This is a genomic window from Oerskovia enterophila, assembly GCF_044748475.1.
Lineage (GTDB): Bacteria > Actinomycetota > Actinomycetes > Actinomycetales > Cellulomonadaceae > Oerskovia > Oerskovia enterophila.
Map to the genome: position 1 here is coordinate 193,541 of NZ_JBIVFZ010000003.1, position 25,254 is coordinate 218,794.

Below are 25,254 nucleotides of genomic sequence, written 5' to 3' on the forward strand. Positions count from 1 at the left end.
ACGCACCGAAATGCCGCCGACACACAGCATACCGCATTTATCTTGACGTCAAGATATTCACGCGCGGTGCCACCGCAGGAGCCACGGGACGAAGAACCGGTACACGGCCTCGATCGCGACCCAGCCCACGAGCACCGCGACGGTGATGACCACGGCCTCCTGCGCCGTCGGGACCTGGAGCGCGAAGAAGTCGCGGACCCACGGGATCGCCACCGCGAGCGCCGCGCACGCCGCGAGCGCGGCGATCAGGAGGAGCTTCCACCCGTTGAGCGGCCGCGCCTGGATGCCCACGACCCACAGCGAGACCCCGATCAGCACGAGCGTCGAGGCCGACCGGGCGTCGCCCGTGCCCACGAGCGGCCGCAGGTACCCGTACACGAGCAGGATCACGGCCCCGATCACGACCCCCGCGGGGATCGCGAAGCTCAGCACCCGGCGCAGGAAGCCCGCGAGGTAGCGCCGGTTGTTGGGCGGCAGGGCGAGGAAGAACGCCGGGATGCCGATCGTGAGAGATCCCGCGATGGTCATGTGGCGCGGCAGGAACGGGTACGGCCACACGAGCAGCACCACGGCCACCGCGAGGATCGCCGCGTACGTCGTCTTCGCGAGGAACAGGCTCGCGACCCGCTCCATGTTGGCCATGACGCGGCGCCCCTGACCCAGGACCCCGGGCAGCGTCGCGAACCGCCCGTCGACCAGCACGACCCGCGCGACGGCCTTGGTCGCCGGGGCGCCGTTGCCCATCGCGATCCCGAGGTCGGCGTCCTTGAGCGCCAGGGCGTCGTTGACCCCGTCGCCCGTCATGCCGACCACGTGACCGCGCGACTGGAGCGCGTGCACGATCGCGCGCTTCTGCTCGGGCGTCACGCGCCCGTAGACGTCGTGCGCGTCGACGACCTCGGCGAGCTCGGCCGGGTCGTCGGGGAGCCGGCGCGCGTCGAAGCCCTCGACCCGCTCGCCCTCGCCGTGCAGGGCGACCTTGGTAGCGATCGCCGCGACCGTGTCGGGGTTGTCGCCCGAGATGACCTTGGCCCGGACACCCTGGCGGCGGAAGTACTCGAGGGTCTGGGCCGCGTCGGGGCGGATGCGTTCGCCCAGCACCGCGAGCAGCGCGGGCACGAGATCCTCCGGGAGCGGCGCCTCGGTCGCCGGGAGGCCCGTCGGGGCGTGCGCGAGCAGGACCACGCGCGCGCCCGTGTCCGCTGCCTCGCGGACCTCCGCGAGCGCCGTGGTCGCCGGGGCGTCCGCCCGCCCCGCGAGCAGGATCTCGGGGGCACCCAGCACGAACGCGCCCGCGTCGGTGCGCAGCGCGCTCCACTTGCGGGCCGAGGAGAACGGGACCGACTCGCGCACGGCTGCGGCCTCGACGTCCGCGAGCCCCTCGGCGAGAGCCTGCGACGTCGCGTTGCCCTCGGGGTCGGCCGCGACGGCCGCGAGCGCCTCCCGGGCTCCCTCGACCTGCTCGAGCGCGCGCAGCTCGGTCAGGGCCACGTGCCCGTCGGTGATGGTGCCCGTCTTGTCGAGGCACAGCACGTCGACGCGCGCCAGGATCTCGACCGCGGGCAGCTCCTGGACCAGGACCTTCTGGCGCGCGAGCAGCATCGCGGCGATCGCGAAGTTGAGCGAGGTCAGCAGGACGAGCCCCTCGGGGATCATCCCGACGACGCCCGCCACGGCCGCCACGACGCCGTCGCGCCACGTCCCGTCCGCGATCGACTCGCGCACGCCGCCCGTGTAGTAGAGCTGGCTCCAGAACAGCAGGAGCGAGATGGGCACGATCCCGATCGAGACGACCCTGAGGATCTTGTCGACCCCCTCACGCAGCTCCGAGCGCACGACCGAGAACTTCTTGGCCTCGGCCGTGATGCGCTGGGCGTACCCGGCCTCGCCCACGCGGACCACGCGGCACACCGCGTGCCCGGCGACCACGGACGAGCCCGAGAGCACCTCGTCGCCGACGGCCTTGTGCACGGGGCGCGACTCGCCCGTGAGCATGGACTCGTCGACCTCGAGCCCCGTGACCTCGAGCACCTGGGCGTCGGCCGGCACCTGGTCGCCGATGCTCACGAGCAGCACGTCGTCGAGCACCACCCCGTCGAGCGCGACCTCCTGCTCGGTCCCGTCGCGCACCACACGGGCCGAGGGGGCGGTGAGGATCGAGAGCCGGTCGAGAGTCCGCTTGGCGCGGTACTCGGTCACGATCCCGATCCCCGCGTTGATGACCACGACGAACCCGAACACCGCGTCGGGCCACCGGCCCGTGAGGAGCACGAGGGTCACGGCGATCGCGAGGATCAGGTTGAAGAGCGTGAACACGTTGGACCGCAGGATCGCGCTGAGCGAGCGTGAGGTCGCCTGCGAGGTCCGGTTGGTCTGCCCGGCCTCGACACGCGCGGCCACCTCCTGGGCGCTCAGCCCGCGGGGCCCGGCGGTCACGGTGCCCGACGACGCGGCGCCCGGTGGGCCGTCGGGTCCGGTCGCGGGGGCGCCGTCGTCGGCAGAGGTGCTCACCTGTCGATTGTGCCCGTCAGCGCCGGTTCTGCCCTGTCGGAGCAGGGTGCACTCCGCCTGGGTGGGTCACAGCCACTTGTGCCGCTTGAAGATCAGGTAGAGCGCGAACCCCATGGCGACCATCGCCGCGACGGCCGCCGGGTAGCCGAGGCCCCAGCCGAGCTCGGGCATGCGCTCGAAGTTCATGCCGTAGATCGTGCCGACGAGCGTGGGCGCGAAGAGGATCGCCGCCCAGGACGAGATCTTCTTGACCTCCTCGCCCTGGGCGAGGCTCGTCTCGGACAGCCGTCGCATCTCCTCGTTCTGGTGCTGGGCCACGAGCGTGGCCTGGACCATGAGGGCGTTCTGCAGGAGGACCCGGAAGGAGTCGGCCTGCTCGGCGAGGCGCAGCGAGTGGTCGAGCACGTCGCGCAGGTTGCGCTGGAGCTCGATGTCGACGCCGTACTTCTCCGAGCCGCGCTCGAGCGACTGAAGGATGCCCACGACGGGATGGGTGGCCCGCTGGAAGGCGATGACCTCGCGCGAGAGCTCGTAGATGCGCCGCGAGACGGCCGGGTCCCCGCTGAAGAGCTGGTCCTCGATCTCGTCGATGTCGTTCTGCAGCCCCGCGACCACGGGGGCGTACTCGTCGACGACCTGGTCGAGCACCGCGTAGAGGATGGCCTCGGGACCGAGCCGCAGGAGCTCGGGCGTGGACTCGAGCCGGCGGCGCACCGCCCCCACGTCCGGCGACTCGGCGTGCCGGACCGTGACGACGAAGTCGGGGCCCACGAAGACGTGCAGCTCGCCGAACTCGACGCGCTCCTCGGCGTCCAGGTAGCGGGCCGGGCGCAGGACCACGAAGAGGTTGTCGTCGTAGCGCTCGAGCTTGGGGCGCTGGTGGGCCGCGATCGCGTCGTCGACCGCGAGGTGGTGCAGCGAGAGCTCCTCGGCGACCGCGCGGATCTCGGCCTCGCTCGGCCGGTACAGACCGACCCACGCGAGCCCGTTCCGCTCGCGCATGGTCTCGAACGTCTCGTCGAGGCTCGACGGGTTGGCCGTGCGCCGCCCGTCGACGTAGACCGCGTTGTCGACGATGCCCATGCTGGTAGCCCTCCTCCGGTCGTCGCGCCCGGGGAGCCGGCCGCGGCGACCATCATGACAGCCCAGGTGAGGCCGCACGGACGGCGCCTCCGGCGGGCGGCGCGCCCTGGGGCGCCGGACGGAGCGGCGCTCAGTCCTCGTCGGCCGCGGGGGCCGCCTTCTCCCCCGTGAGCGGGACGACGGGCTCGGGCTCGTTCTTGCGGGGCCGGTAGACGACCTGGGCGTGGAAGACGAAGCGCAGGAGGAACGCGACGACCAGGGTCAGCGCCTGCGCGAGGACCGGTGGCATGCCCGTGAGCACCACGAGCCAGTGCAGGAACGGCAGACGCACCGCGGCCTCGACGCCGTTGAACGTGAACGACTGCGCCGCGCGCTTCCACACGTTGCGCCCCTCGTCGCGCAGGTCGTGGAAGACGAAGTGCTCGAGCAGCAGGAAGTTCGTCACGATCGTGACGGCCGCCGAGACCACCGCGGCGGGCATGTAGTGCACCCCGAACTGCTCGAGGCCCCACATGATCGCCAGGTTCATCACGGCCCCGAACGCCCCGACGAGCGCGAACGTCGACATCCGCCCGAACCGCAGCGCGGTGAGCTGCTGCAGGTAGCGCAGACCGTTCGCGAACGTCGCCTTGGACTCCCCCGCGAACCGCTCCCCGAACACGAACGGCTCCTCGACGACCTCGACCTTGTTGCGGGCCAGGATCTCCAGCAGGATCTTGAACCCCCGCGGGCGCAGCGCCGCGACGTCGATCGCCGCCGTGCGGACGGCGAAGAAGCCCGTCATGGGATCGGTCACGTTGCGCAGCCGCACCGGGAACATCGAGCGTGCGAGCAGCGAGGACGCCGACGAGACCAGGTGCCGCCACCGCCCGTCGAGGCCGCCCGCGTCGCCCCCGCCCACGTACCGCGACGCGACGACGATGTCGGCCCCCGTGGAAGCCGCGGTCTCGAGCAGGACCGGCACCATCTCCGGCGGGTGCTGCAGATCGCCGTCCATGACCACGACCCACTCCCCGTGGGCCTCTCCCAGCCCCTCGACGACCGCGCCGCTCAGACCGCCGACGGGCTCGTCGCGGTGGAGCAGCCGGACCGGCAGGCTCGACGACCCGGCCACGCGCGCGACGACCGCTGGCGTGTCGTCGGTCGAGTCGTCGACGAACAGCACCTCCGCGTCGATCCCCTCGACCGCGGCAGCGAGACGCCCCACGAGCTCCTCGACGTTCGGTCCCTCGTTGAACGTCGGCACGACCACGGTGACCTGCATGCGCCCTCTTCCGCTCCGCCCATCGCCGGGGGCTCCCGGCACACCAGTCCATCGTCACCCGGATCCTCTCCGGGCGACAGGTGAACCGTCTGCTGCGAGACCAGCGTCCCGGGCGGACCTGGGCCGTGCCTGTACGGCCCTGTGCGGCCTGCCCGGGACGGGTCAGCGCGTCAGGACCGCGATCGCCTCGACGTGGTGGGTGTGCGGGAACAGGTCGTAGCCCGTGACGGACTCGACCGTGTAGCCGTGCTTCGCGAAGTACGCGATGTCCCGTGCGAGCGCGGCGGGGTCGCACGCGACGTACACGACGCGCGGGGCCTGGAGCGCGGCGACCGCGTCGACGACCTTGCGGCCCGCGCCGGTCCGCGGCGGGTCGAGCACCACGACGTCGGCAGTGGGCGCCGCGTGGTCCTTGGCCGCCAGCACCTTCTCGACCGGGCCGTGGTGGAGCTCGACCTGGGGCTTCTCGAACGCGTTGCGACGCGCGTCCTTGACGGCCCGCTCGTCGCCCTCGATCGCGACGACGCGCCCCGTCTCGCCGACGGCGTCGGCGAGCGGCAGCGTGAAGAGCCCGGCCCCCGAGTACAGGTCGACGACGGTCGCCTCCTCGAGCGGACCTGCGGCGGCCAGCACGGCCTCCGCGAGCAGCGCGGGCGCCTCGCGGTGGACCTGCCAGAACCCGTCGGCCGCGACGCGGAAGGTGTGCTCGGTGCCCGCGACCGTGACGGTCTCGGTCACGGCGTGGCGCGCGTGGGGACGGCGGTCGATGTGGCCCGAGTGCCACACGACCCCGTCCACGAGCAGGATCGGGTCGGTGCCGCCGGCAGGGGCGACGAGCTCGAGCCGGGTGCCCGGACGCCAGCGTCGGGTGAAGACCTCCTCGGCCTCGGCGAGCGCCGCGACCTCCGGGGTCGCGAGCGGCATCTCGTCGAGGGGGACGACGTCGTGCGAGCGGAAGACGCGCATGCCGGCACGGCCCTTGTCGTCCGCGACCAGGTCGATCCGCGTGCGGTAGCCGAGGCCACCGCGCTCGTCGTCGCCCGGCGCACCCTCAACCTCTACCTGAAGGTCAAGGCTGGCCAGCCGCTTGAGCTGCTCCTGGAGGACCGCGGCCTTCCAGCGACGCTGGGCCGGCAGGGAGACGTGCGAGAGCTCGCCGCCCCCTGCGCCGCCGGCACCGGCCGCGGGCCAGGCCGCGGGAACGCGGTCCGGCGAGGGCTCGAGGATCTCGATCGCGTCGGCCCGCCAGAACTTCGCGGTGTCGCCCTCCTCGGTGAGACGAGCGAGCACCCGCTCCCCCGGCAGCGCGTGCCGGACGAAGACGACCCGCCCGTCGAGCCTCGCGACGCAGTGGCCACCGTGCGCGACCGGCCCGACCTCGAGCTCGACCAGAGGTTGAGACTCAGGGGCGGTGGGAGTGGAGTTCAGGGTTTCAGACACCCCCCTAGTATCCCGGACGCGGACGGACTTCGTCCCCGATCCGCTGCCCGACGTCACGTGGGGCCGCACACGTCCGGCTCAGTAGCGGCGGTTGATCCGCTTCTGCGCCGCGAAGCCCTCCTTCTCGAGGCCCGTCTGCCCCTTGGTCGAGGAGAGCTGCCACGGCACCGATGCCACGACCACGCCCGGGGTGAACAGGAGCCGCCCCTTGAGGCGCAGCGCGCTCTGGTTGTGCAGGAGGTGCTCCCACCAGTGCCCCACGACGTACTCGGGGATGTAGACCACGACCAGGTCGCGCGGGCTCTCGCGGTGGATCGAGCGCACGTAGGACAGGATCGGTCGGGTGATCTCACGGAACGGCGAGTCCAGGACGCGCAGCGGGACCGGGATGTCGAGCGCCTCCCACTCCGCGGTGAACTCGGCGACCTCGTCCGCGTCGACGCCCACCGTCACGGCCTCGAGCACCGAGGGCCGCGAGGCGCGGGCGTAGGCCAGGGCCCGCATGGTGGGCTTGTGCAGCTTGGAGACCAGGACGAGCGCATGGACCCGGCTCGGCAGCGCGCGCGCGGCCGCGGGGTCCTCACCCAGGGTGAGCTCGTCGCGCACCGAGTCGTAGTGCTTGCGGATCGCCCGCATGAGCACGAACACGAAGGCCATCGCGAGGATGGCGATCCAGGCACCGTGCGTGAACTTGGTGAGCAGCACGATGACCAGGACGGTCCCGGTCATGCCGAACCCGATCGTGTTGACGACGCGCGAGCGCTTCATCTTGGTGCGGAAGCGCGGGTCCGGGGTGGTGCGCAGCTCGCGGGTCCAGTGCTTGATCATCCCGAGCTGGGACAGCGTGAAGGACACGAACACGCCCACGATGTAGAGCTGGATCAGTCGCGTGACCTGGGCGTCGAACGCCCAGATGAGGGCGATCGCCGCGACCGCGAGGGTCACGATGCCGTTCGAGAACGCGAGGCGGTCGCCGCGCGTGTGGAGCTGGCGCGGCAGGTAGCCGTCCTTGGCCAGGATCGAGGCCAGGACCGGGAAGCCGTTGAACGCGGTGTTGGCCGCGAAGACCAGGATGAGGCCCGTGACGGCGGCCACGAGGTAGAACGCGATCGGGACACCCTGGAACACCGCCTGGGCGAGCTGACCGATGACCGGGTCCTGCACGAAGTCGTCGGGCACGGGCTGACCGTTGATCGTGAGCTGCTCGGGCGGGTTCTCCGCGAAGTGCACGCCGGTCTTCTGGGCCAGGAAGAGGATCGCCATGATCATGAAGGCCGAGATCGACCCGAGCAGGGCGAGCGTCGTGGCCGCGTTGCGCGACTTGGGCTTCTTGAACGCCGGCACGCCGTTGCTGATCGCCTCGACGCCCGTGAGGGCGGCACAGCCCGACGCGAAGGCGCGCGCCACGAGGAACGCTCCCGCGAGCCCGGTCAGCCCCTGGTCGAAATGGCTCTCCGCGACGAGCTCGTAGGTCGAGCTCTCGGCCATGGGCAGGGTGCCCGTGGCGTACCGGACGAACCCGACGACGGCCGTCATCCCGATCGCGAACATGAACAGGTACACGGGGATCGCGAAGAACGAGCCCGACTCCTTGACCCCGCGCAGGTTGACCAGGGTCAGCAGCACGACCAGGGTGATCGCGAACGCCGCCTCGTGGCCCCGTAGGAACGGCAGCGCAGCCGCGGCGTACTGCGCACCCGAGGAGATCGAGACGGCCACCGTCAGGACGTAGTCGACCATGAGCGCCGACGCGACGCCGACGCCCGCGGTCGGCCCCAGGTTGACGGTGGCGACCTCGTAGTCCCCGCCGCCCGAGGGGTAGGCGTGCACGTTCTGGCGGTACGACGCCACCACGGTCAGCAGGACGACGACGACCGCCAGCCCCACCCACGGGGAGATGGTCGTGGCCGCCAGGCCGGCGATCGAGAGGGTCAGCAGGATCTCGTCCGGGGCGTACGCGACGGACGAGAGCGCGTCCGAGGCGAAGACCGGGAGCGCGATGCGCTTCGGTAGCAGGGTGTGCCCCAGGTCGTCGCTGCGGACGGGACGTCCGAGCAGCAATCGTTTGGCGGCATCAGCGATATCCGACACGTTGGCCCATGCTAGGCCCTCTGGGGGCCCTTGACCCCTCCACGGCCCGACCGGTCTCGTCGCCCGGCTCCTGTACGTGGACGTGACGCCGTCGCGGTAGCGTTTCGCTCGTGCACTTCGTGATCATGGGATGTGGCCGTGTCGGCGCCACCCTCGCCCAGTCTCTCGAGAACCGCGGCCACTCGGTGGCCGTGGTCGACCAGAACCCCGACGCCTTCCGACGGCTGTCCGCGGAGTTCTCCGGCAAGAAGGTCACGGGCCTCGGGTTCGACCGGGACACGCTCGTCCAGGCGGGCATCGAGGACGCCTACGCGTTCGCCGCGGTCTCCGACGGCGACAACTCGAACATCCTCGCCGCGCGCGTGGTGCGCGAGACGTACGGCGTCGACAACGTCGTGGCCCGCATCTACGACCCTCACCGTGCGGAGATCTACCAGCGCCTCGGGATCCCGACGGTCGCGACCGTCCGCTGGACCTCGGACCAGGTCCTGCGCCGCATGCTCCCGCTCGGCGCGACCGACGAGTACCGCGACCCCTCGGGCCAGGTCCGCCTCGCGCAGACGGACTTCCACCCGGGCTGGGTCGGTCACGCGGTCGGGACCATCGAGTCGGCGACCAGCGCGCGGGTCGCGTTCCTCGGCCGGTTCGGCGAGGGGGTCCTGGCGACCCCCAGCACCGTCCTGCAGGAGAACGACGTGCTGCACGTCCTCATGCGCAGCGCGGACGCCCCCACGGTCGAGCGCGTCCTCACGCACGCCCCCTCACTCAAGGAGAACTGATGCGCGTCGTCGTCGTCGGAGCAGGCTCTGTCGGGCGCTCGATCGCCCGCGAGCTGCTCAGCCATGACCACGAGGTCACCATCATCGACAAGCAGCCCGCGGCGATGCGGGTCGCGCAGGTGGCCGACGCGGACTGGCTCCTCGCGGACGCGTGCGAGCTCTCGACCCTGTCGGAGGCCAAGGTCGACGAGTGCGACGTGATCGTCGCCGCCACAGGAGACGACAAGGTCAACCTCGTCGTCTCGCTGCTCGCCAAGACCGAGTTCGGCGTGCCGCGCACGGTCGCCCGCGTCAACAACCCCAAGAACGAGTGGATGTTCGACGAGTCGTGGGGCGTGGACGTCGCCGTGTCGACCCCGCGCATCATGACCTCGATGGTCGAGGAGGCCGTCGCGGTCGGCGACCTGGTGCGGATCTTCACGTTCCACCAGTCGGGCGCGGACATCCTCGAGCTCACGCTGCCCCCGGACTCACCGCTCATCGGCACCCGGGTCGGTCAGGTCGCGTGGCCCCAGGACACGGTCCTCGCGGCGATCGTGCGCGGGACCCAGCCGATCACGCCGAGCATCGACGACACCCTCGAGGTGGGCGACGAGCTGCTCATCGTGACGGGTCGGGACGTCGACGAGGCTGCGCTCCTCAAGGTGCTGGTCGACCCGACCGACGACGGCGGCACCGGCATCGTCGACGAGACCACGGGCCTGCCCGTCTGACCAAGGGTCGCCGACCCGCGCCCCGGTCCGCCCGGGCGTGGGTCGACTCGGGCCAGGTGCGCGGACCGGCTCGCGAGGCGCTGCAGCAGCTCGGCTCAGGCCGACGCAGGGGCAGCCGACCCCTCGTCCGCGACCCGCGGGCGACGGACCAGCAGCCAGGTCACCCAGAGCGTCAGCGCCCACAACGGGATGCCCATGACGAGCCGGGCCGTGCCGAGCCAGGCGACCGCGTCCTCGCCCGCCATGAACAGCGGGACCTGCACGGCAAGCCGCAGCGCGAACATGCCGACCCAGAGCCACGTCGCGAGCGCGTAGCGACGCATGAGATCCGCGTCCCCGCGCCAGCGACGGGCCCACGCCGTGAAGGCCCCCGGGGCGGGCTCGTCGCCCTCGCGCGGGACCTGCGCCTCGCCCGCCGCGACGGGTGCTGCGGAGGTCGCTCCGGCGTCGGGCTCGTCGCTCGACGCGACCGCGGCCTTGACCTTGTCCCCGTCCGTCCACCCGCTGCGCAGCGCCTCGACGACGAGCCCGACCACGGGCCAGCGCACCAGCACCGAGACCGCCATCGCGACCAGGTACGCCGCGTTCGTCAGCAGTCCTGCGGCGTAGTAGTTCTGGGCCTCGCCCGACTTCCAGGCCCACAGGACGCCGATCGCGACCCCCAGGAACCCGCCGAAGGCCTGCGTGATGGGCGTGCGCTGGACCAGCCGCGCCGCCACGGCCACGAGCGCCACCGCGACCGACGCGATGAGCGCGGGCTGGAGCGTGTTGCCCGACGCGATGAACACGACCACGAACACGAGCCCGGGAGCCATGGACTCCACGAGCCCGCGTACCCCGCCGATCGACTCGGCGAGCGAGAACGACTCCCCCGTCAGGGCGCGCACACCGCGTGCGGCGCCCTCGTCCGGGGGCACGACGTCGTCGATCGCGTCGGCGACCTCCTCCACCTCCCGGGCGAGCGGCTCGGGGGCGGCAAGGTGCTCGTGCGTCATGTCGTCTCTCTCGCCTGCGGGGTGGGTCACGGGCTCACTCGCCGGCGCGAGGGCGCAGCTCGTAGCGGGGGTTGAACATGGTGCGCCGGCCCGCGATCTCGCAGACCAGGCCCTCGACACGGACGCGACGTCCCGGCTCGATCCCGGCGATGCGCCGACGACCGAGCCAGACCAGGTCGAGCGAGCCCGAGCCGTCGTACAGCTCGGCCTCGACCGTCGGCACCCCCTCACGGGGCCGCAGGATCACCGAGCGCAGCACCCCCGAGACGTGGGCCCGCTTGCGGTTCGCGAGGTCCGCGACCGCCGAGCACCCCGTCTGCCGGGACGCCTCGTGACGTTCCTCGTCCGCGGCGATCTCCTCCTGGGAGGCCAGCACCGCGTGCAGCGCCTGACGCAGCGACATCTCGGGTCAGCGCCTCTCGGTGATCTCGGGCCCGCGCGTGAGCGGGTCGAAGGCCGGGAGCGACGGGGCCGCGCCCTCGGGGGCGGCGACCGCGGGACGCGGCGCCTGACCGGGAAGGTGCATGGCCAGCAGGTCGCGCGGCGGCCGGGCGTTGTTGTCGCGGACCACGACGATGTTGGCGAAGACCGACTCGAGCAGGCGAGCCGCCTCCGGGTCCACGGCGGCCTTGCCCGTGAGGACCCCTCGCAGGAACCAGCGCGGGCCGTCGACGCCCACGAACCGGGCCGCACGGAAGCCGCGCTGGCCGTCCGGGCCCGTGACCGGGAGCTTCGCGAGCAGCTCGCGACCGAACGGACCGGGGATGTCGTCGACCGTCCCGCCCTGCTGGGTCACGGACTCGGCGATCTCCTCGCGGATCTCGTCCCAGATGCCCATGGTCTTGGGGGCGGCGAACGCCTGGACCTGCAGCGCCGAGCCGTTGACCGCCGCGGCGGCCCCCGTGATCTTCTGGGTCTTCTTGTCGACCTCCATGCGCAGCTCCATGCCCGGGACGCCCGGGAGCCAGATCGCCCCGAGGTCCGCACGGGCACCGAGCTCGCTGACCTGGGAGGAGTCGAACGGGCCACGGGTGCCCGCGGCCGGAGCCACGGGTGCCGAGCTCTCGTCCGCACCCGCCGGAGCCTCCACGGACTCGGAGCCCTCGGCGACGACCGCCTCGTCGCTCGACTGCTGCGACGCACTACGCCGGAACAAACCCACGGAAGCTCTCCTTCAGCTCTTCGCCGCGTCGACCATCGACAGCGACTCGTACGGGACGGCGTGCACCGATCCCCGTCCCCACCACACTAGACCGCCGCGCCGCTCCCGTGACCGCCCTCGGCCACGAGCGAACACGGCGGGCACCCGGGCTCACTGCCCGGTGGCCCACCCGCCGCTCGAGCCGAACCCGCCCTCGCCCCGGTGCGACCCGGGCAGCCTCTGCGCCTGGAGGAAGCGCGCGTGCTCGACCTTCTGGATCACGAGCTGCGCGATGCGGTCGCCGCGGTGCAGGACGACAGGCTCCGACGCGTCGGTGTTGTGCAGGATCACCTTGATCTCGCCGCGGTACCCCGCGTCGACCGTCCCGGGCGCGTTGACGATCGTCAGGCCGTGCCGGGCCGCGAGGCCCGAGCGCGGGTGCACGAACGCCGCATACCCGTCCGGGAGCGCGATCGCGAGCCCCGTGGGCACGGTCGCCCGGCCCTGCGGCGCGATCACCACGTCCACGGTCGTCACGAGGTCTGCCCCGGCGTCGCCCGGGTGGGCGTACGACGGGACCGCCGCGACGTCGTCGAGCAGCTGGACGAGCACCTCGACGTCGCCCGGGCGGGCGGACGAGGGCACGGGCACGCGCGAGGGCGCAGGTTCTTCGATGGGCACCCGCAGAGCCTAGTGCTCGACGGGCGGGGCGGCGAACATCGCCACGGGGCACCTCGCGGACCTGGGATGATGAACCCATGCCTCAGCCTGACGCCGCCTACCGCGAACGCCTCCTGCCCGGACCCGGCGGCTGGTCCGCCGCTCTCGCCTTCGCCGTCATCCTGGGCATCGCCCTGTGGCCCGTGGACGAGGTCCTGTCCTACGTCACCGCGGGCATCGCCCTGGTGGTCCTCGTGGGCCTGCTCTGGTGGACGTCGCCCGTGGTCTCGGTGGCCCCCGGCACCGACGGCACGCCCCACCTGCGGGCCGGACGGGCCGTCATCCCCACCTCGCTGCTGCGCGACGTCACGGTCCTGGACCGCGAGGCGATGACGCACGAGCTCGGCCCGGGGCTCGACGCGCGCGCGTACGTGTGCCTGCGGGCCTGGGCCCGCACGGGCGTCCGTGTCGAGGTCGACGACCCGGCGGACCCGACGCCGTACTGGCTCGTCTCCACGCGCCACGCCCCCGCGCTCGCCGCAGCGATCACGGCCTCGGCGCGGTCCGCGTCGGCCTGAGCCGCCGGCCCCCGGGGCGGCCCGAGGGCCGCCCACGCCGGGGCCCTGCACGCGCGAACGGCCGCCACCCCGAGGGGTGACGGCCGTTCGTCGTGAGAGGGTTCGGCGCTCAGGCCGCGCACTCCGAGCAGATCTGCTGCCCGTTCTTCTCGTACGCGAGCTGGCTGCGGTGGTGCACGAGGAAGCAGCTCGAACAGGTGAACTCGTCAGCCTGCCGAGGAAGCACACGGACCGAGAACTCTTCGCCGGACAGGTCCGCGCCCGGGAGCTCGAACCCTTCGGCTGCTTCGGTCTCGTCCTCGTCCACAACGCCCGAGCTCTTGTCGGAGCGACGAGCCTGCAGCTCTTGGATCGAGTCCTCGCTGAGATCCTCTTCGCTCTTGCGGGGGGCGTCGTAGTCAGTTGCCATCTGTGGGGTCACACTCCGGAACGTCGTGGTCGAACATGGGGGTCGTTCGGTCCGGCGAAGGCCGTCGAACTGGCACTCCGTAGGACGCTTCGCGAGACGTCCTGACTGGTGTACGCGGTGTAATGCTCCGCCACCCGGAATTGTTCCCGGTGGCCCCCGGATTCTGCACCAAATACCGCGCGAGCGCACCCTCAGCGCGGGGTGTTCCTCGTCACCCCTGCGGCGGCCCGAGGATCAGACCCCCGAATCGGCTCCCGCCGACTCGAGGATCGCGACCAGCGCGTCGACCGCGGCCGGCGGTCCGGCGACCGTCATGTCCGCTCCGGCCGGACGTCCCCGCAGGCCGGTCACGAGCGCTCCGGCCTCCTGGGCCACGAGGGCCCCGGCCGCGAGGTCCCACGGGTTCAGCCCGCGCTCGTAGTACAGGTCGAGGCTCCCGGTCGCGACCAGGCACAGGTCGATCGCCGCCGACCCGAGCCGGCGGATGTCGCGGACCTGCGGCAGGACCGTCGTCAGGACCTCGGCCTGGTGACGGCGCCGCTCGGCGTCGTACGCGAACCCGGTGCCGACCAACGAGGTCGCGAGCGGTCCCGCCGGGTTGACGCGCACGGGCTCGCCGTCGAGCGTCGCGCCCGCCCCGAGCCCCGCTGTCCAGGTCCGGCCGTCGACGATCGAGTGCACCGCCCCAGCGAGCACGGTCCACTGCGCGGGGTCCGGGGGGCCCACGACGACCGCGACCGAGATCGCGTACGAGGCCACCGAGTAGAGGTAGTTGACGGTGCCGTCGATCGGGTCGATGACCCAGGTGAGGCCCGACGTCCCCTCGGAGGCCCCCTCCTCCTCGCCGAGGACGGCGTCGTCGGGCCGCTCCCGCGCGATGATCCGGCGCAGCAGGGCCTCGGACTCGGCATCCATGGCCGTCACGACGTCGACCGCGCTCGACTTGGTCGCGGCCACCTCGACGTGCTCGGGGCGGCCCTCGCGCACGAGCGCTCCGGCCTCCCTGGCCATGCTCTCGGCGAGCGCGCGCAGTGCGGCGATCGTGACGTCGTCGGGCAGGCGGGGGTCATCGATGAAGAAGGTCACGGCTCACATCCTGCCCGACCCCGCACCCCCGCGACGACCTGACCACGGCCCCGGGACGGTCCACCCGAGCCGGAGCGAGACCAGCCGGAAGCCGAACACCAGGCCGATCGTCGCGAGCTGGCTCCAGAGCGTGAGCCACCCCTCGTGCCACAGCACGGCCGTGATCGAGGCCCCGACGATCGCGGGGACCGCGTAGAGCTGGCGGTCCTGGAGGATGAGCGGCGCCTCGCTGCTCAGCAGGTCGCGCAGGATCCCGCCCCCGATCCCCGTGAGCGTCCCCACGATGACCGCGGCCATCATCCCGACGCCGTAGTCGAGGCCCTTGGTCGTCCCGACCACGACGAAGAGCGCGAGCGCACCGGCGTCGAGCACGATGATGCCGCGGCGCATGCGTTCGAGGCGTGGGTGGAAGAAGTAGATGACGACGCCGGCCGCGAGCGCCGCGACCACGAGCCTCCAGCTCGAGATCCCGACGGGGGGTATGGCGCCGATGAGCACGTCGCGCAGCATCCCGCCGCCCAGCCCGGTCGCCCAGGCGAGCACCAGGACCCCGAAGATGTCGAAGGACTTGCGGATCGCGGCCAGCCCTCCGGACAGCGCGGCGCAGAACACCGCGCCCAGCTCGAGGACGTCGTCCAGGGGGAACTCGATCACGGGGAGAATCATCCCAGCAGACCTCACCGGGCGGCACACCGAGCCGCCTGCGCCGTCCCGGCGCGCCGGGGTGGCACTCTCGGGAGTGCAGGCCCACCGGCGACGAGCCGGTCTGCGACGTCGTTGGAGGATTCATGAGTGAGCTTGAGCTGGTGAGGGTGCACGAGGACGGGGAGCATCTCGTCCTCGCCGGACCGGACGGTGCGCGCTTCACCCTGCCCGTCGACGACGCGCTCCGCGCCGCCATGCGCCGCGACCGCGCCCAGCTCGAACAGCTGCGCTCGCAGTCCCCCGACGTGCTGCCCGTGCGCGAGATCCAGGCGCAGCTGCGCGCGGGGCTCAGCGCCCGCGAGGTGGCCGAGAAGGCCGGCATCCCGATCGAGCAGGTCCACCGGTTCGAGGGCCCCGTGCTCGCCGAGCAGGAGTACGTCGTGGGTCAGGTGCTCAAGAACCGCGCGGGCCACGACGAGGACTCCCCCACGCTGGGCGAGGTGGTCTCCGAGCGGCTCACGGCGCGCGGGGTCGCCGAGGACGACGTCGAGTGGTCCGCGGCGCGCTCGCACGCGGGCCCGTGGACCGTCACCGCGCTCTTCCTCATCGGCGACCGTGCGCGCAGCGCCCGCTGGTCGTACGACCCCCAGAACCGCACGCTGCACGCGCTCGAGGACGAGGCTCGCTGGTTGTCGGGCACCGACGTCGCCGAGGAGCCCGTCCGTGGGGTCCGCGGCGCGCTGTTCGACCACTCGGCCCGGGGTGGGCAGGCGTCAGCAGGACCGTCGTCGTCGACAGCGCAGTCGGCACCGTCCGCTGCGTCGCCCACGGACCCGGCGGAGCGCGACGACGCGCCCTCCCCGTTGCACGAGGAGACCGACTCGACCTCGTCGATGCTCGACGACCTCAGTCAGCGCCGCGGCGTCCGCCAGCACCGGGACGAGCCCTCGGCCCCGTTCGAGGGGTTCGGGCCTCCGCAGACGTTCGACCTCGGCGAGCGCTCGGGGCGCCGGGACGAGGCACCGGAGGACGAGGAGCCCGCAGGGGCCAAGGTCTTCTCGCTGAGCAAGGCGAGCCGTAAGGAGCAGCGTCCGGCGCCCGACGACGGAGAGCACGACGCGTCGTCGTCGCACCGGGGCACGGGGCACCCTGCGGGCACGGGCCACCGCGGGTCCCACGAGCACGACGACGACCGTGGCGCGGCGGACGCTCCCCCGGACCAGGACGGGGCCACCGAGGCGAGCACCTCGCGTCCGGGCGCGTCCTCGCACGGGGGACGCGACGTCGTCGGGACCCTGCGGAGCGAGCGCGACGAACCCGACGCGACCGGTGAGCACGGCGAACGCCCCGCACCGCGAACGGGCGAACCGCGTCGCCCGCGCAAGACGCGGGCCAGCGTCCCCTCGTGGGACGAGATCGTGTTCGGCGCCAAGCCCGAGCACTGACCGGCTCTCCCCCGCACGGGTCGACGGCGCTCTCCGCCGGACGTGCCCTCCGGGGCGCCCGGCGGCGCGTAGGGACCTGGGCCGTGCTCCTACCCCGCGGCCCCCGGCAGGTCGAGCGCGAGCCCGTCCGCGGTCGTCGAGCGCAGCCGCGCGGACGCCGAGGTCATGCGACGCATGTGGTGCCGACGGCACAGGACCTCGTACGCGACCTCGCTCGCGCTCTCGCCCGTGTTGCCGACCACGACCTGGGCCCCCTCGACGACCATCCAGCCGTCGATCGTGCGCGCGTTGTGCGTCGCGCGCGCCCCGCACCAGCACAGCGACTGCACCTGGAGCACCTCGACGCGGTCGGCGAGCTCGATGAGCCGCGCCGAGCCGGGGAAGAGGTGCGTGCGGAAGTCGGCCGTGATGCCGAACGCGTAGACGTCGATCTCGACCTCGTCGACCAGGCGGGCCAGCTGCTCGACCTGGGTCGTCGAGTAGAACTGGGCCTCGTCGCAGATCAGGTAGTCGACCGTGGTGCCGCGCATGCGCTCGTCGACCACGAAGGTCCAGAAGTCGGTGTCGTCGCGGACCTCGTGCGCGGCGACCTCGAGTCCCAGGCGCGAGGACAGGCGGTCGGTCCCGGCACGGTCGTTGCGCGAGAAGATCAGTCCGCAACGACCCCGCGCGGTGTGGTTGTGGTCGAGCTGGAGGGCGAGGGTGGACTTGCCGCAGTCCATCGTCCCGGAGAAGAAGACGAGCTCAGCCACGGTCGTGGACCTTTCGGTGCGGGGGAACAGGTCCCCAGGAGGAGGTGACCGGGTGCTCGCGACGCCCGGGCGGAGGCGTCGTGCTCAGGTGGTCGTGACGAGCAGCGGGACCTGCATCTCGGTGCGCGTGAGGGAACCGTGGACCCCGACGAGCTGCATCGAGGCCGGCGTCTGGGTCCGCGAGTCCACGACCGTGGCGCGGCCCCGCATCGCGACCACGACGTCGCCGATCGTGGGCAGCACGTGCTCCGCGACGGGTCCGAACCAGCCCGCGGCGACCGCGTCCTCGCGCAGCGCGACGAGGGCCGCGTCCCCGAGGACCTCGGACCAGCGCCCGGCCACGGCCGCTGCCTGGTCCGCGTGCGTGTAGACGTGCACGGCGCGCGGCTCGCCGCCCACGAGCGCGACCCCGCGGCCGAGCGCGGGCGTCCTGGCGACGTCCCAGCGTTGCGAGCGGTCGACGTCGACCATCCCGTGGTCGGCCGTGACGAGCAGCAGCGTGCCGTGGGGCAGCGACCGGGCCAGGCGTCCGAGCTCGCGGTCGAGGTCGGAGAGCGCGTCGCCCCACTGCCGCGAGCGCCAGCCGTGGTGATGGCCCGCCTTGTCGACGTCTCCCCAGTACAGGTACACCAGGCCGGGGGCCGTGAGCTCCCAGGCGACCGTGTCGACGCGGTCCGCGATGGACTCGGCCGCGACGTAGCGCGCGCCGCGCAGGGCGGCCACGGTCATGCCCGAGCCCGCGAAGCGCGCGGGGCCCACCGACAGGACCTCGCGGCCTGTGGCCGCGACCTGCTCGAGGACGGGCGGCTCCTGCTGGAGCTCCTGGGGCGGGGCCGCTCCCTCCCACGAGACCATGTTGGCCAGACGCCCCGTGGCGGCGTTGCGCTGGGTGTACCCCAGCATGCCCGTCCGCCCGGGCGAGGTCCCCGTGCCGAAGGTCCCGATCGCCGCGGCGGTCGTGCTGGGGAAGCTCGAGGTGAGCACGCGCGAGGACGCGAGGAGCGAGCGCAGGAACGGGGCGTGCCCCGCGCGCTCGGTGAGGTTGGCGTGGCCGAGCCCGTCGACCAGGACGACGCACACACGGTCAGCGGCGGGTAGCGCGAGGTCGGTGCGCGCCTGGGTCGAGCGGGTCCCCGTGGCGGTCGTCAGGTCGACCCCGAGCGCGCCCGCGGCCGCGGGCAGGACCGAGCTGAGCGCGAGCCCGTCGTAGCGGGGGGCGAGCAGGCCGTCGGGCAGGACCTCGGGCAGGACCGTCACCGGCTCGCCCGGCCTGCGTCGCGGCGGGCCGTGGCCGTCGAGAGCTCGCGCGCGAACGCGAGCGCGTTGCGGACGGCGTCGCGGCCCTCCGCCTCGGCGCTCACGCGCACCACGATGTCGTCGGGAGTGATCTGGCCCGTCAGGCCGTGGTCGGCCTCGCAGCCCGGGTCGGGGCACTGGGCGGGCTCGAGGTCGACGCGCGAGACGGCGCCCCAGCCGATCGCGAGCGTGACCTCGATGGGGGGCGTGCCGCTGCGGTGCTTCTCGGGGTCGAGGACGACGTGCGTGAGCGAGACCGAGCGCAGCTCGGTGATCGGCACGGACTCGGTGGTCGCGGCTGCGGAGGCCGAGGGGTTCTCGCTGTCCGCGGGGTGGTCGTCGACGTGGGCCGTGATGAGGCGCGTGGGGGTCAGGACCAGGACGGTCAGGTGGCGACGGACCTCGGTGTCGAACGTCGTCTCGACGTACACCAGGTGGGACACGAGCTCCTCGCCGGCGATCGCGACGTCGAGGACGTCCTGGACCAGCTCGGGGTAGTAGCCCGCACGGCGCAGCTGGGAGGTCAGGTCGGTCCGGGAGGCAGATTCAGCAGATGGCACCCGCGCATTCTCCCACCGCTCGACGCGGCGGGGCCAGTCCGCCCCCGGGCTGTGGGCGCCTCGGCCCCGCGGGGGCCTGTGGACGCCTCAGCCCGGCAGGGCCCGGCGCAGGGTGTCGGCGCGCTGGGCACCAGCGACCTGGACGCGGGCGCCCAGCACCGCCGCGCCGTGCTCGGCGACCACGACCGGGTAGATCTCGACGCTGCGCAGCTCGGGCAGCTCGTCGGCCATGAGCGACACGCGGGCCAGCAGGTCCTCGAGGGCCGCGGTGTCCGCGACGGGCGCGCCCATGTACCCGAACAGGCGGGGCGCGGCGCGGATCGAGCGGACCATGGTCGCGACGTCGACGTCCGTCAGCGGCGGCACGCCGTAGCTCACGTCGCCCAGGAGGTCGACCGCGTCGCCCGCGAGACCGAACGAGACGACCGGGCCGAAGAGCTGGTCCTCGGTCGAGCGCACGACGCACGCGACGCCCGCGTCGGCCATGCGCTGGACCTCGAAGGGTGCAGGGCCGTCCGAGTCCCCCTGCTCGTCGTCACCGGTCCCGGTGCTGCAAGCTCCCGGCAGCACGGCCGCGAGCGTCTGGCGCATCTGCTCGACGTCGTCGCGCAGCTCGTCCTCGTCGCCGATGTCGAGGCGCACTCCCCCCAGGTCCGCGCGGTGCCGCAGCGACTCCGCGGTGCTCTTGAGCGCCACGGGCCAGCCGATGTCCTGGGCCGCCGCGACGGCCTCGTCGGCCGTGCGGACGCGGCGCGAGGGCCAGAGCTCGATCCCGTAGGCCGCGAGCAGGCGCGCGACGTCCTGGGCGTCGAGGTCCACCACGGTGTCCCCGACGAGCGCCGCCTCGACCAGGGCGCGCGCCCCGTCGGAGTCGACGCCCGTCGGCCGCTCGACCGTCCCGTGGTCGGCCTCGCGCCAGCGGGCGTACCCGACCACGGCCTCGACCGCGGCGACCGCGTCCTCGGGCGTCGAGTAGGCGGGCACGTGCACCGGCGGGCCGTCGGGGTTCGCCGGGTCGGGGGCCGAGAGCTCCTCGGCGAGCCCGTGCATGCCCAGGACGCTCGCGACCGTGGTGCGACCGCTCGCTGCGGCCGCGCGCGCGACGGCCCGCGAGAACGCCTCCCCGCGCGGTCGCACCGTGGGTACGTGCACCGCGACGACGACGTCGCACGCGTCGGGGGCGAAGATCGCCGCGACCGCGGCCTCGACCTCGGCGTCGTCGGCATCCTCGGCCACGAAGCCCGACCGGTCCGAGACCACGAGCCCGGCCGACCCCACCGCCTCCGCGACGAGCGCGGTGAGCGCGGCCGACGACGTGAGGAGCCCGATGCGCCGACCGCCCGGCAGCGGCTGGTACGCCAGGAGCTGGGCGATGTCGACCAGGTGGTGGGTGTTCTCGGCGTGGATCACGCCCGACTGGCGCAGCATCTCGTCGAGCGTGCGGCGAGGGGCACGGGTCGAGCGCACCGCGTGCCCGGGCGGCACGACCTGCCCCGAGCGCCCCGCGGTCACGACCACGACGGGCTTGACCGACGCGAGCCTGCGCGCGATGCGGGAGAACTTGCGCGGGTTGCCGATCGACTCGAGGTACAGGCACACGACCGAGGTCTCGGGGTCGTCCTGCCAGAACTGCATGAGGTCGTTGCCCGAGACGTCGGCCCGGTGCCCTGCCGACACGAACGACGAGACCCCGATCCCGCGCCGCAGCGCGGTCGCCAGGAGCGTGACCGCGGTGGGCGCCGACTGGCAGAAGATCCCGATGCTCCCGGCGGGCGGCAGCGCCTCGGCCAGGCTCGCGTTGAGCCGGTGCTCGACGTGGGTCGTGAAGAGCCCGTACGTCGCGGGGCCGACCACGCGCATCCCGGCGGCGTGCGCGGTGCGCAGCAGCTCGCGCCGCAGGGCCAGGCCCTCGGGCCCGGTCTCGGCGTACCCCGCCGAGAGCACGACGACGGCGCGCACGCCCAGGCGCTCGAGCTCGGCCGTGGCCGCGATCGCCTCGTGCGGGGGCAGCGCGAGCAGGGCGAGGTCCACGGGCCCGGGGACGTCCGCGATCCGCCCGAAGAACCGGACGGCCGAGGGAGCAGGCGCGGTGTCGCCCTCTGCCCTCCCCTCGGCTCCTCCCTCCGCGGGCTCTACTGCGAGGTCGTCCAAGCCCGCCGGAGGAGCGACCCCCACGACGTCGAACGTGCCGTCGCCCGGGTCCGTCGACGCGTTCGCGAGCACGCGCTCTGCCATGAGACGGCTCGCGGTGCCGGGCTCCGCCGTCGGACCCGGCCCGACGAGCAGGACGCGACGCGCCGTGAGCAGGCCGTGCATCGACCGCGCCTCGGCGCGGTGCTCGCGGTCCGCCATGACCGCCCGCGAGCGCTCGGTCGGGTCGAGGTCGACGCTGACGGCGACGATCCCGTCGTCGACGTGCTGGCTCGTGGCGTACCCGGCCTCCTGGAAGACCGCGAGCATCTTGCCGTTCTGCGGCAGCACCTCGGCGCTGAACCGCCGCACCCCGCGCTCCCTCGCCGCGACCGCGAGGTGCTCGAGCAGCACCGAGCCCAGTCCGCGCCCCTGCTCGGCATCGGCGATGTTGAAGGCGACCTCGGCCTCGTGCGGCGTCACCTTGTCGAAGCGCGCGACGCCGATGATGTCCTCGCGCGCGTCCTCTCCCACGCGCTTGACCGCGACCAGGGCCACGCGCTCGTCGTGGTCGACGACCGTGAAGCGCGCGAGGTCACGGTCCGAGAGCCGCTCGATGTTCGCGAAGAAGCGCAGGTAGGTCGAGCGCTCGGACTGCCCCATGTGGAAGCGCTGGAGGGCCGGGGCGTCGGACGGGCGGATGGGGCGCACGTGCGTCGTGCTGCCGTCGCGCAGCACCACGTCCGCCTCCCACTCGACCGGGTACTCCCCCTGGCCGGCGTCGTGGGGCCCCGCGTCGGGCTCCGCCGGGACGTCGTGTCCGCTCACCCGCCCTAGGCTACGTGGGTCGTGGCACCGCTGGTCAGCGGCACGCCCGGTTCGCGGGAGAATGGGGCCCGGGTGTCGGTGCCCCGCAGTATCGTTCGCTGGTGCTGCGCGTCCTGGACCACCAGGCCGCAACCGTGCCCGCCGTGCCCGCCGTGCCCGCCGCACCCGAGCCTTCGCCACGCGACGACCGCTGTCCCCGATCCACCGACCCGCAGGAGCCCGACGACCCATGGCGCGCAGACCGTCCGCCTCGAAAGCCCCGCTCGACCCGAGCGAGGTCCACGAGAAGATCATCGACATCGACGTCACGACGGAGATGGAGGGGTCCTTCCTCGAGTACGCGTACTCGGTCATCTACGCCCGCGCCCTGCCGGACGCGCGCGACGGGCTCAAGCCCGTCCAGCGCCGCATCCTGTTCCAGATGTCCGACATGGGCCTGCGCCCGGACCGCGGCCACGTCAAGTCGGCGCGAGTCGTCGGCGAGGTCATGGGCAAGCTCCACCCGCACGGAGACACCGCGATCTACGACGCGCTGGTCCGCCTGGCCCAACCGTTCTCGCTGCGCCTGCCCCTCGTCGACGGGCACGGCAACTTCGGGTCGCTCGACGACGGCCCCGCCGCTCCCCGGTACACCGAGGCCCGCCTCGCGACCTCGGCCATGGCCATGACCGTCGGGCTCGACGAGGACGTCGTCGACTTCATCCCGAACTACGACAACAAGCTGACCCAGCCCGAGGTCCTGCCCTCGGCCATCCCCAACCTCCTGGTCAACGGAGCCGCGGGCATCGCGGTCGGCATGGCGACCAACATGGCGCCCCACAACCTGGTCGAGGTCGTCGCCGCTGCCCAGCACCTCATCAAGCACCCCACCGCGGACCTCGAGGCGCTCATGCGCTTCATCCCCGGCCCGGACCTGCCCGGAGGCGGCAAGATCGTCGGCCTCGACGGCATCCGCGACGCCTACCGCACGGGTCGCGGCTCGTTCCGCACCCGGGCCACGGCACGCGTCGAGAACATCACGGCCAAGCGCAAGGGCATCGTCTTCACCGAGCTGCCCTACCTCGTCGGCCCCGAGAAGGTCATCGAGAAGATCGCCGAGGGCGTGAAGTCGAAGAAGCTCGTGGGCATCACCAACGCGACCGACCTGACCGACCGCGCGCACGGTCTGCGCCTTGTCGTGGAGATCAAGACGGGCTTCAACCCGGAGGCCGTGCTCGAGCAGCTCTACAAGGTCACGCCGCTCGAGGACTCGTTCGGCATCAACAACGTGGCTCTCGTCGAGGGCCAGCCCCGCACGCTGGGGCTGCGTGAGCTGCTCCAGGTGTGGGTCGACCACCGCATCGACGTCGTGCGCCGTCGCAGCTCCTACCGCCTCGCCAAGCGCAAGGAACGACTGCACCTGGTCGAGGGCCTGCTGCTCGCGATAGTCGACATCGACGAGGTCATCCAGGTCATCCGCACGAGCGACGACGCGGACACAGCCCGCACCCGCCTGCGCGAGGTCTTCGACCTCTCCGAGCCCCAGGCCGAGTACATCCTCGAGCTGCGCCTGCGCCGCCTGACCAAGTTCTCCCGCCTCGAGCTCGAGAAGGAGCAGGAGGCCCTGCGCCTCGAGATCGCCCAGCTCGAGGAGATCCTCGGCGACGACGCCAAGCTGCGCGCGGTCGTCTCCGCGGAGATGAAGGAGGTCGCCAAGACCTACGGCACGCCTCGCCGCACCATCCTGCTCGAGTCGGCAGGCGCATCACCCACCTCGGCCCAGGGCGTGCTCGGGACCGTCTCGGCCGTGCCGCTCGAGGTCGAGGACACCCCCTGCTGGGCGCTCATGTCCGCGACCGGGCTCCTGGCCCGCACGAGCGACGCGACCGAGCCCGGGACGGGCGGGCGCCGCCACTCGCACGACGCGCTGCGCGGCACGGTCCTCGCGAGCGTGCGCAGCGACGTCGGGCTCGTCACGAGCCGCGGACGGATCGTGCGTCTCTCGGTGCTGGACCTGCCGACCCTGCCCCCGACCGACGGCGCCCCGAGCCTGTCCGGCGGCGTGCCGCTGAGCGAGATCGTGAGCCTCGAGCCGGGCGAGGCACCGTTGACCATCGTCTCGCTCGACCCCGACGCGCCCACCCTCGCGCTCGGCACCGCAGGCGGCGTGGTCAAGCGCGTCCTCGCGGGCGACATGCCGACCAACCGCGACGCCTGGGAGGTCATCTCCCTCAAGGAGGGCGACAGCGTGGTCGGCGCGGCCCCGGTCACCGACCAGGACGAGCTCGTGTTCGTCAGCTCCGACGCGAACCTGCTGCACTTCGACGCCTCGGCGGTACGCCCCCAGGGGCGCAGCGCGGCCGGCATGGCGGGCATCAAGCTCGGCCCGGACCAGCGCGTCACGTTCTTCGGCGTGGTCGAGGCCGACAGCCGCGACCTCATGACCGTCGTGACCATCGCGGGGTCGGCCGACGCACTGCCGGGCACGCAGGCAGGCGCCGGGAAGGTCACGCCCTACGAGCTGTACCCGGGCAAGGGACGCGCGACGGGCGGCGTCCGGGCCCAGCGCTTCCTCAAGGGCGAGGACTCGCTCATCTTCGCGTGGGTGGGCCGTGGCCCCGGTCGGGCCGTCGGCTCGGCCGGGCAGCCGGTCGACCTCCCGCCCGTCGACCAGCGACGCGACGGCTCGGGCGCCCCGCTCGACGTGCCGATCACCGCGATCGGCGTCGGCTGAGCACAGCACGACCCCGCCGCTCCACGCGGCGGACGGCCGAGGGGGGGCCCGGTGTCTCCGGTCGGCCCCACCGCCGGCTCACGCCGCCGGCACCGCCCCGCCCCCAACGGGGGGTCCGGGGGATTTTGGTGGTGG

21 protein-coding genes are annotated in these 25,254 nt (G+C 73.0%); 5 read left to right on the forward strand and 16 right to left on the reverse strand.

The features are described from left to right. Positions 1–57: 57 nt before the first annotated feature. The 5 genes from ACIPWA_RS10245 to ACIPWA_RS10265 form a co-directional block, all read right to left on the reverse strand. Positions 58–2,511 carry an HAD-IC family P-type ATPase gene (locus ACIPWA_RS10245; RefSeq protein ID WP_400289937.1) on the reverse strand — a complete coding sequence of 818 codons (2,454 nt, stop codon included), beginning with the start codon at positions 2,509–2,511 and terminating at the stop codon, positions 58–60. A 66-nt stretch (positions 2,512–2,577) separates the two neighbouring features. Next, on the reverse strand, positions 2,578–3,594 hold the full coding sequence (locus ACIPWA_RS10250) for a magnesium and cobalt transport protein CorA (RefSeq protein ID WP_400289940.1): 1,017 nt from the start codon (positions 3,592–3,594) through the stop codon (positions 2,578–2,580). Positions 3,595–3,724: 130 nt separating this feature from the next. Next, positions 3,725–4,858, reverse strand: a complete 1,134-nt coding sequence (locus ACIPWA_RS10255) for a glycosyltransferase (protein ID WP_400289943.1) — start codon at positions 4,856–4,858, stop codon at positions 3,725–3,727. A gap of 162 nt (positions 4,859–5,020) precedes the next feature. Beyond that, the gene (locus ACIPWA_RS10260; RefSeq protein WP_400289946.1) at positions 5,021–6,298 is read right to left on the reverse strand and encodes a class I SAM-dependent RNA methyltransferase; all 1,278 of its coding nucleotides are present in this window, start codon (positions 6,296–6,298) and stop codon (positions 5,021–5,023) included. Between the two features lie 78 nt (positions 6,299–6,376). Then, positions 6,377–8,389: an APC family permease gene (locus ACIPWA_RS10265; protein WP_056650153.1), complete on the reverse strand. Its 2,013-nt coding sequence runs from the start codon at positions 8,387–8,389 to the stop codon at positions 6,377–6,379. A gap of 125 nt (positions 8,390–8,514) precedes the next feature. Here ACIPWA_RS10265 and ACIPWA_RS10270 point away from each other — a divergent pair, with 125 nt between their 5' ends. Beyond that, positions 8,515–9,168, forward strand: a complete 654-nt coding sequence (locus tag ACIPWA_RS10270; protein ID WP_068624903.1) for a potassium channel family protein — start codon at positions 8,515–8,517, stop codon at positions 9,166–9,168. Beyond that, a complete protein-coding gene (locus ACIPWA_RS10275) occupies positions 9,168–9,881 on the forward strand; it encodes a potassium channel family protein (protein WP_056763558.1) in 714 nt (237 codons plus the stop codon). Before ACIPWA_RS10270 ends, ACIPWA_RS10275 begins: the two co-directional genes overlap by 1 nt. A gap of 95 nt (positions 9,882–9,976) precedes the next feature. On the opposite strand, the gene ACIPWA_RS10280 is transcribed toward ACIPWA_RS10275, so the two are convergent. The 4 genes from ACIPWA_RS10280 to dut form a co-directional block, all read right to left on the reverse strand. Further along, positions 9,977–10,876, reverse strand: coding sequence for a DUF3159 domain-containing protein (locus ACIPWA_RS10280; protein ID WP_400289950.1), 900 nt, complete (start codon positions 10,874–10,876; stop codon positions 9,977–9,979). A 34-nt stretch (positions 10,877–10,910) separates the two neighbouring features. After that, a complete protein-coding gene (locus ACIPWA_RS10285) occupies positions 10,911–11,279 on the reverse strand; it encodes an OB-fold nucleic acid binding domain-containing protein (protein WP_056763556.1) in 369 nt (122 codons plus the stop codon). A gap of 6 nt (positions 11,280–11,285) precedes the next feature. Further along, the gene (locus ACIPWA_RS10290) at positions 11,286–12,038 is read right to left on the reverse strand and encodes a DUF3710 domain-containing protein (RefSeq protein WP_056763554.1); all 753 of its coding nucleotides are present in this window, start codon (positions 12,036–12,038) and stop codon (positions 11,286–11,288) included. Between the two features lie 150 nt (positions 12,039–12,188). Further along, on the reverse strand, positions 12,189–12,692 hold the full coding sequence (gene dut / locus ACIPWA_RS10295) for a dUTP diphosphatase (protein WP_231907674.1): 504 nt from the start codon (positions 12,690–12,692) through the stop codon (positions 12,189–12,191). Between the two features lie 83 nt (positions 12,693–12,775). On the opposite strand from dut, the gene ACIPWA_RS10300 reads away from it, so the two are divergent. Next, complete coding sequence (locus tag ACIPWA_RS10300) at positions 12,776–13,255, forward strand: DUF3093 domain-containing protein (protein ID WP_056763551.1); 480 nt, start codon at positions 12,776–12,778, stop codon at positions 13,253–13,255. A gap of 109 nt (positions 13,256–13,364) precedes the next feature. On the opposite strand, the gene ACIPWA_RS10305 is transcribed toward ACIPWA_RS10300, so the two are convergent. From ACIPWA_RS10305 to ACIPWA_RS10315, 3 genes are all read right to left on the reverse strand, one after another. Then, entirely contained in the window at positions 13,365–13,664 is a 300-nt protein-coding gene (locus tag ACIPWA_RS10305) for a DUF4193 domain-containing protein (protein ID WP_056650168.1), read from the reverse strand. Between the two features lie 234 nt (positions 13,665–13,898). Beyond that, positions 13,899–14,750 carry an inositol monophosphatase family protein gene (locus ACIPWA_RS10310; RefSeq protein ID WP_255354304.1) on the reverse strand — a complete coding sequence of 284 codons (852 nt, stop codon included), beginning with the start codon at positions 14,748–14,750 and terminating at the stop codon, positions 13,899–13,901. 3 nt (positions 14,751–14,753) lie between these two features. Next, positions 14,754–15,404 carry a trimeric intracellular cation channel family protein gene (locus ACIPWA_RS10315; protein WP_331709589.1) on the reverse strand — a complete coding sequence of 217 codons (651 nt, stop codon included), beginning with the start codon at positions 15,402–15,404 and terminating at the stop codon, positions 14,754–14,756. Positions 15,405–15,538: 134 nt separating this feature from the next. On the opposite strand from ACIPWA_RS10315, the gene sepH reads away from it, so the two are divergent. Beyond that, a complete protein-coding gene (gene sepH, locus ACIPWA_RS10320) occupies positions 15,539–16,840 on the forward strand; it encodes a septation protein SepH (RefSeq protein WP_400289958.1) in 1,302 nt (433 codons plus the stop codon). A gap of 89 nt (positions 16,841–16,929) precedes the next feature. Here sepH and ACIPWA_RS10325 read toward each other — a convergent pair whose 3' ends face one another. The 4 genes from ACIPWA_RS10325 to ACIPWA_RS10340 form a co-directional block, all read right to left on the reverse strand. Then, positions 16,930–17,592, reverse strand: a complete 663-nt coding sequence (locus ACIPWA_RS10325) for a thymidine kinase (RefSeq protein WP_068624820.1) — start codon at positions 17,590–17,592, stop codon at positions 16,930–16,932. 84 nt (positions 17,593–17,676) lie between these two features. Beyond that, complete coding sequence (locus tag ACIPWA_RS10330) at positions 17,677–18,849, reverse strand: alkaline phosphatase family protein (RefSeq protein WP_068707701.1); 1,173 nt, start codon at positions 18,847–18,849, stop codon at positions 17,677–17,679. Further along, complete coding sequence (locus ACIPWA_RS10335) at positions 18,846–19,448, reverse strand: DUF5998 family protein (protein WP_056650182.1); 603 nt, start codon at positions 19,446–19,448, stop codon at positions 18,846–18,848. The genes ACIPWA_RS10330 and ACIPWA_RS10335 overlap by 4 nt, the downstream gene beginning before the upstream one ends. A gap of 87 nt (positions 19,449–19,535) precedes the next feature. Continuing rightward, positions 19,536–22,406: a bifunctional acetate--CoA ligase family protein/GNAT family N-acetyltransferase gene (locus ACIPWA_RS10340; protein ID WP_400289963.1), complete on the reverse strand. Its 2,871-nt coding sequence runs from the start codon at positions 22,404–22,406 to the stop codon at positions 19,536–19,538. A 229-nt stretch (positions 22,407–22,635) separates the two neighbouring features. On the opposite strand from ACIPWA_RS10340, the gene ACIPWA_RS10345 reads away from it, so the two are divergent. Further along, the gene (locus tag ACIPWA_RS10345) at positions 22,636–25,119 is read left to right on the forward strand and encodes a DNA gyrase/topoisomerase IV subunit A (protein WP_056650188.1); all 2,484 of its coding nucleotides are present in this window, start codon (positions 22,636–22,638) and stop codon (positions 25,117–25,119) included. Positions 25,120–25,254: the final 135 nt, after the last annotated feature.

Coding starts and splice junctions, on each gene's coding strand:
- ACIPWA_RS10250 (WP_400289940.1), bottom strand. CDS start 3,594: ATGGGCATCGTCGACAACGCGGTCTACGTCGACGGGCGGCGCACGGCC.
- ACIPWA_RS10255 (WP_400289943.1), bottom strand. CDS start 4,858: ATGCAGGTCACCGTGGTCGTGCCGACGTTCAACGAGGGACCGAACGTC.
- ACIPWA_RS10270 (WP_068624903.1), top strand. CDS start 8,515: ATGGGATGTGGCCGTGTCGGCGCCACCCTCGCCCAGTCTCTCGAGAAC.
- ACIPWA_RS10275 (WP_056763558.1), top strand. CDS start 9,168: ATGCGCGTCGTCGTCGTCGGAGCAGGCTCTGTCGGGCGCTCGATCGCC.
- ACIPWA_RS10280 (WP_400289950.1), bottom strand. CDS start 10,876: ATGACGCACGAGCACCTTGCCGCCCCCGAGCCGCTCGCCCGGGAGGTG.
- ACIPWA_RS10285 (WP_056763556.1), bottom strand. CDS start 11,279: ATGTCGCTGCGTCAGGCGCTGCACGCGGTGCTGGCCTCCCAGGAGGAG.
- ACIPWA_RS10300 (WP_056763551.1), top strand. CDS start 12,776: ATGCCTCAGCCTGACGCCGCCTACCGCGAACGCCTCCTGCCCGGACCC.
- ACIPWA_RS10305 (WP_056650168.1), bottom strand. CDS start 13,664: ATGGCAACTGACTACGACGCCCCCCGCAAGAGCGAAGAGGATCTCAGC.
- sepH (WP_400289958.1), top strand. CDS start 15,539: ATGAGTGAGCTTGAGCTGGTGAGGGTGCACGAGGACGGGGAGCATCTC.
- ACIPWA_RS10345 (WP_056650188.1), top strand. CDS start 22,636: ATGGCGCGCAGACCGTCCGCCTCGAAAGCCCCGCTCGACCCGAGCGAG.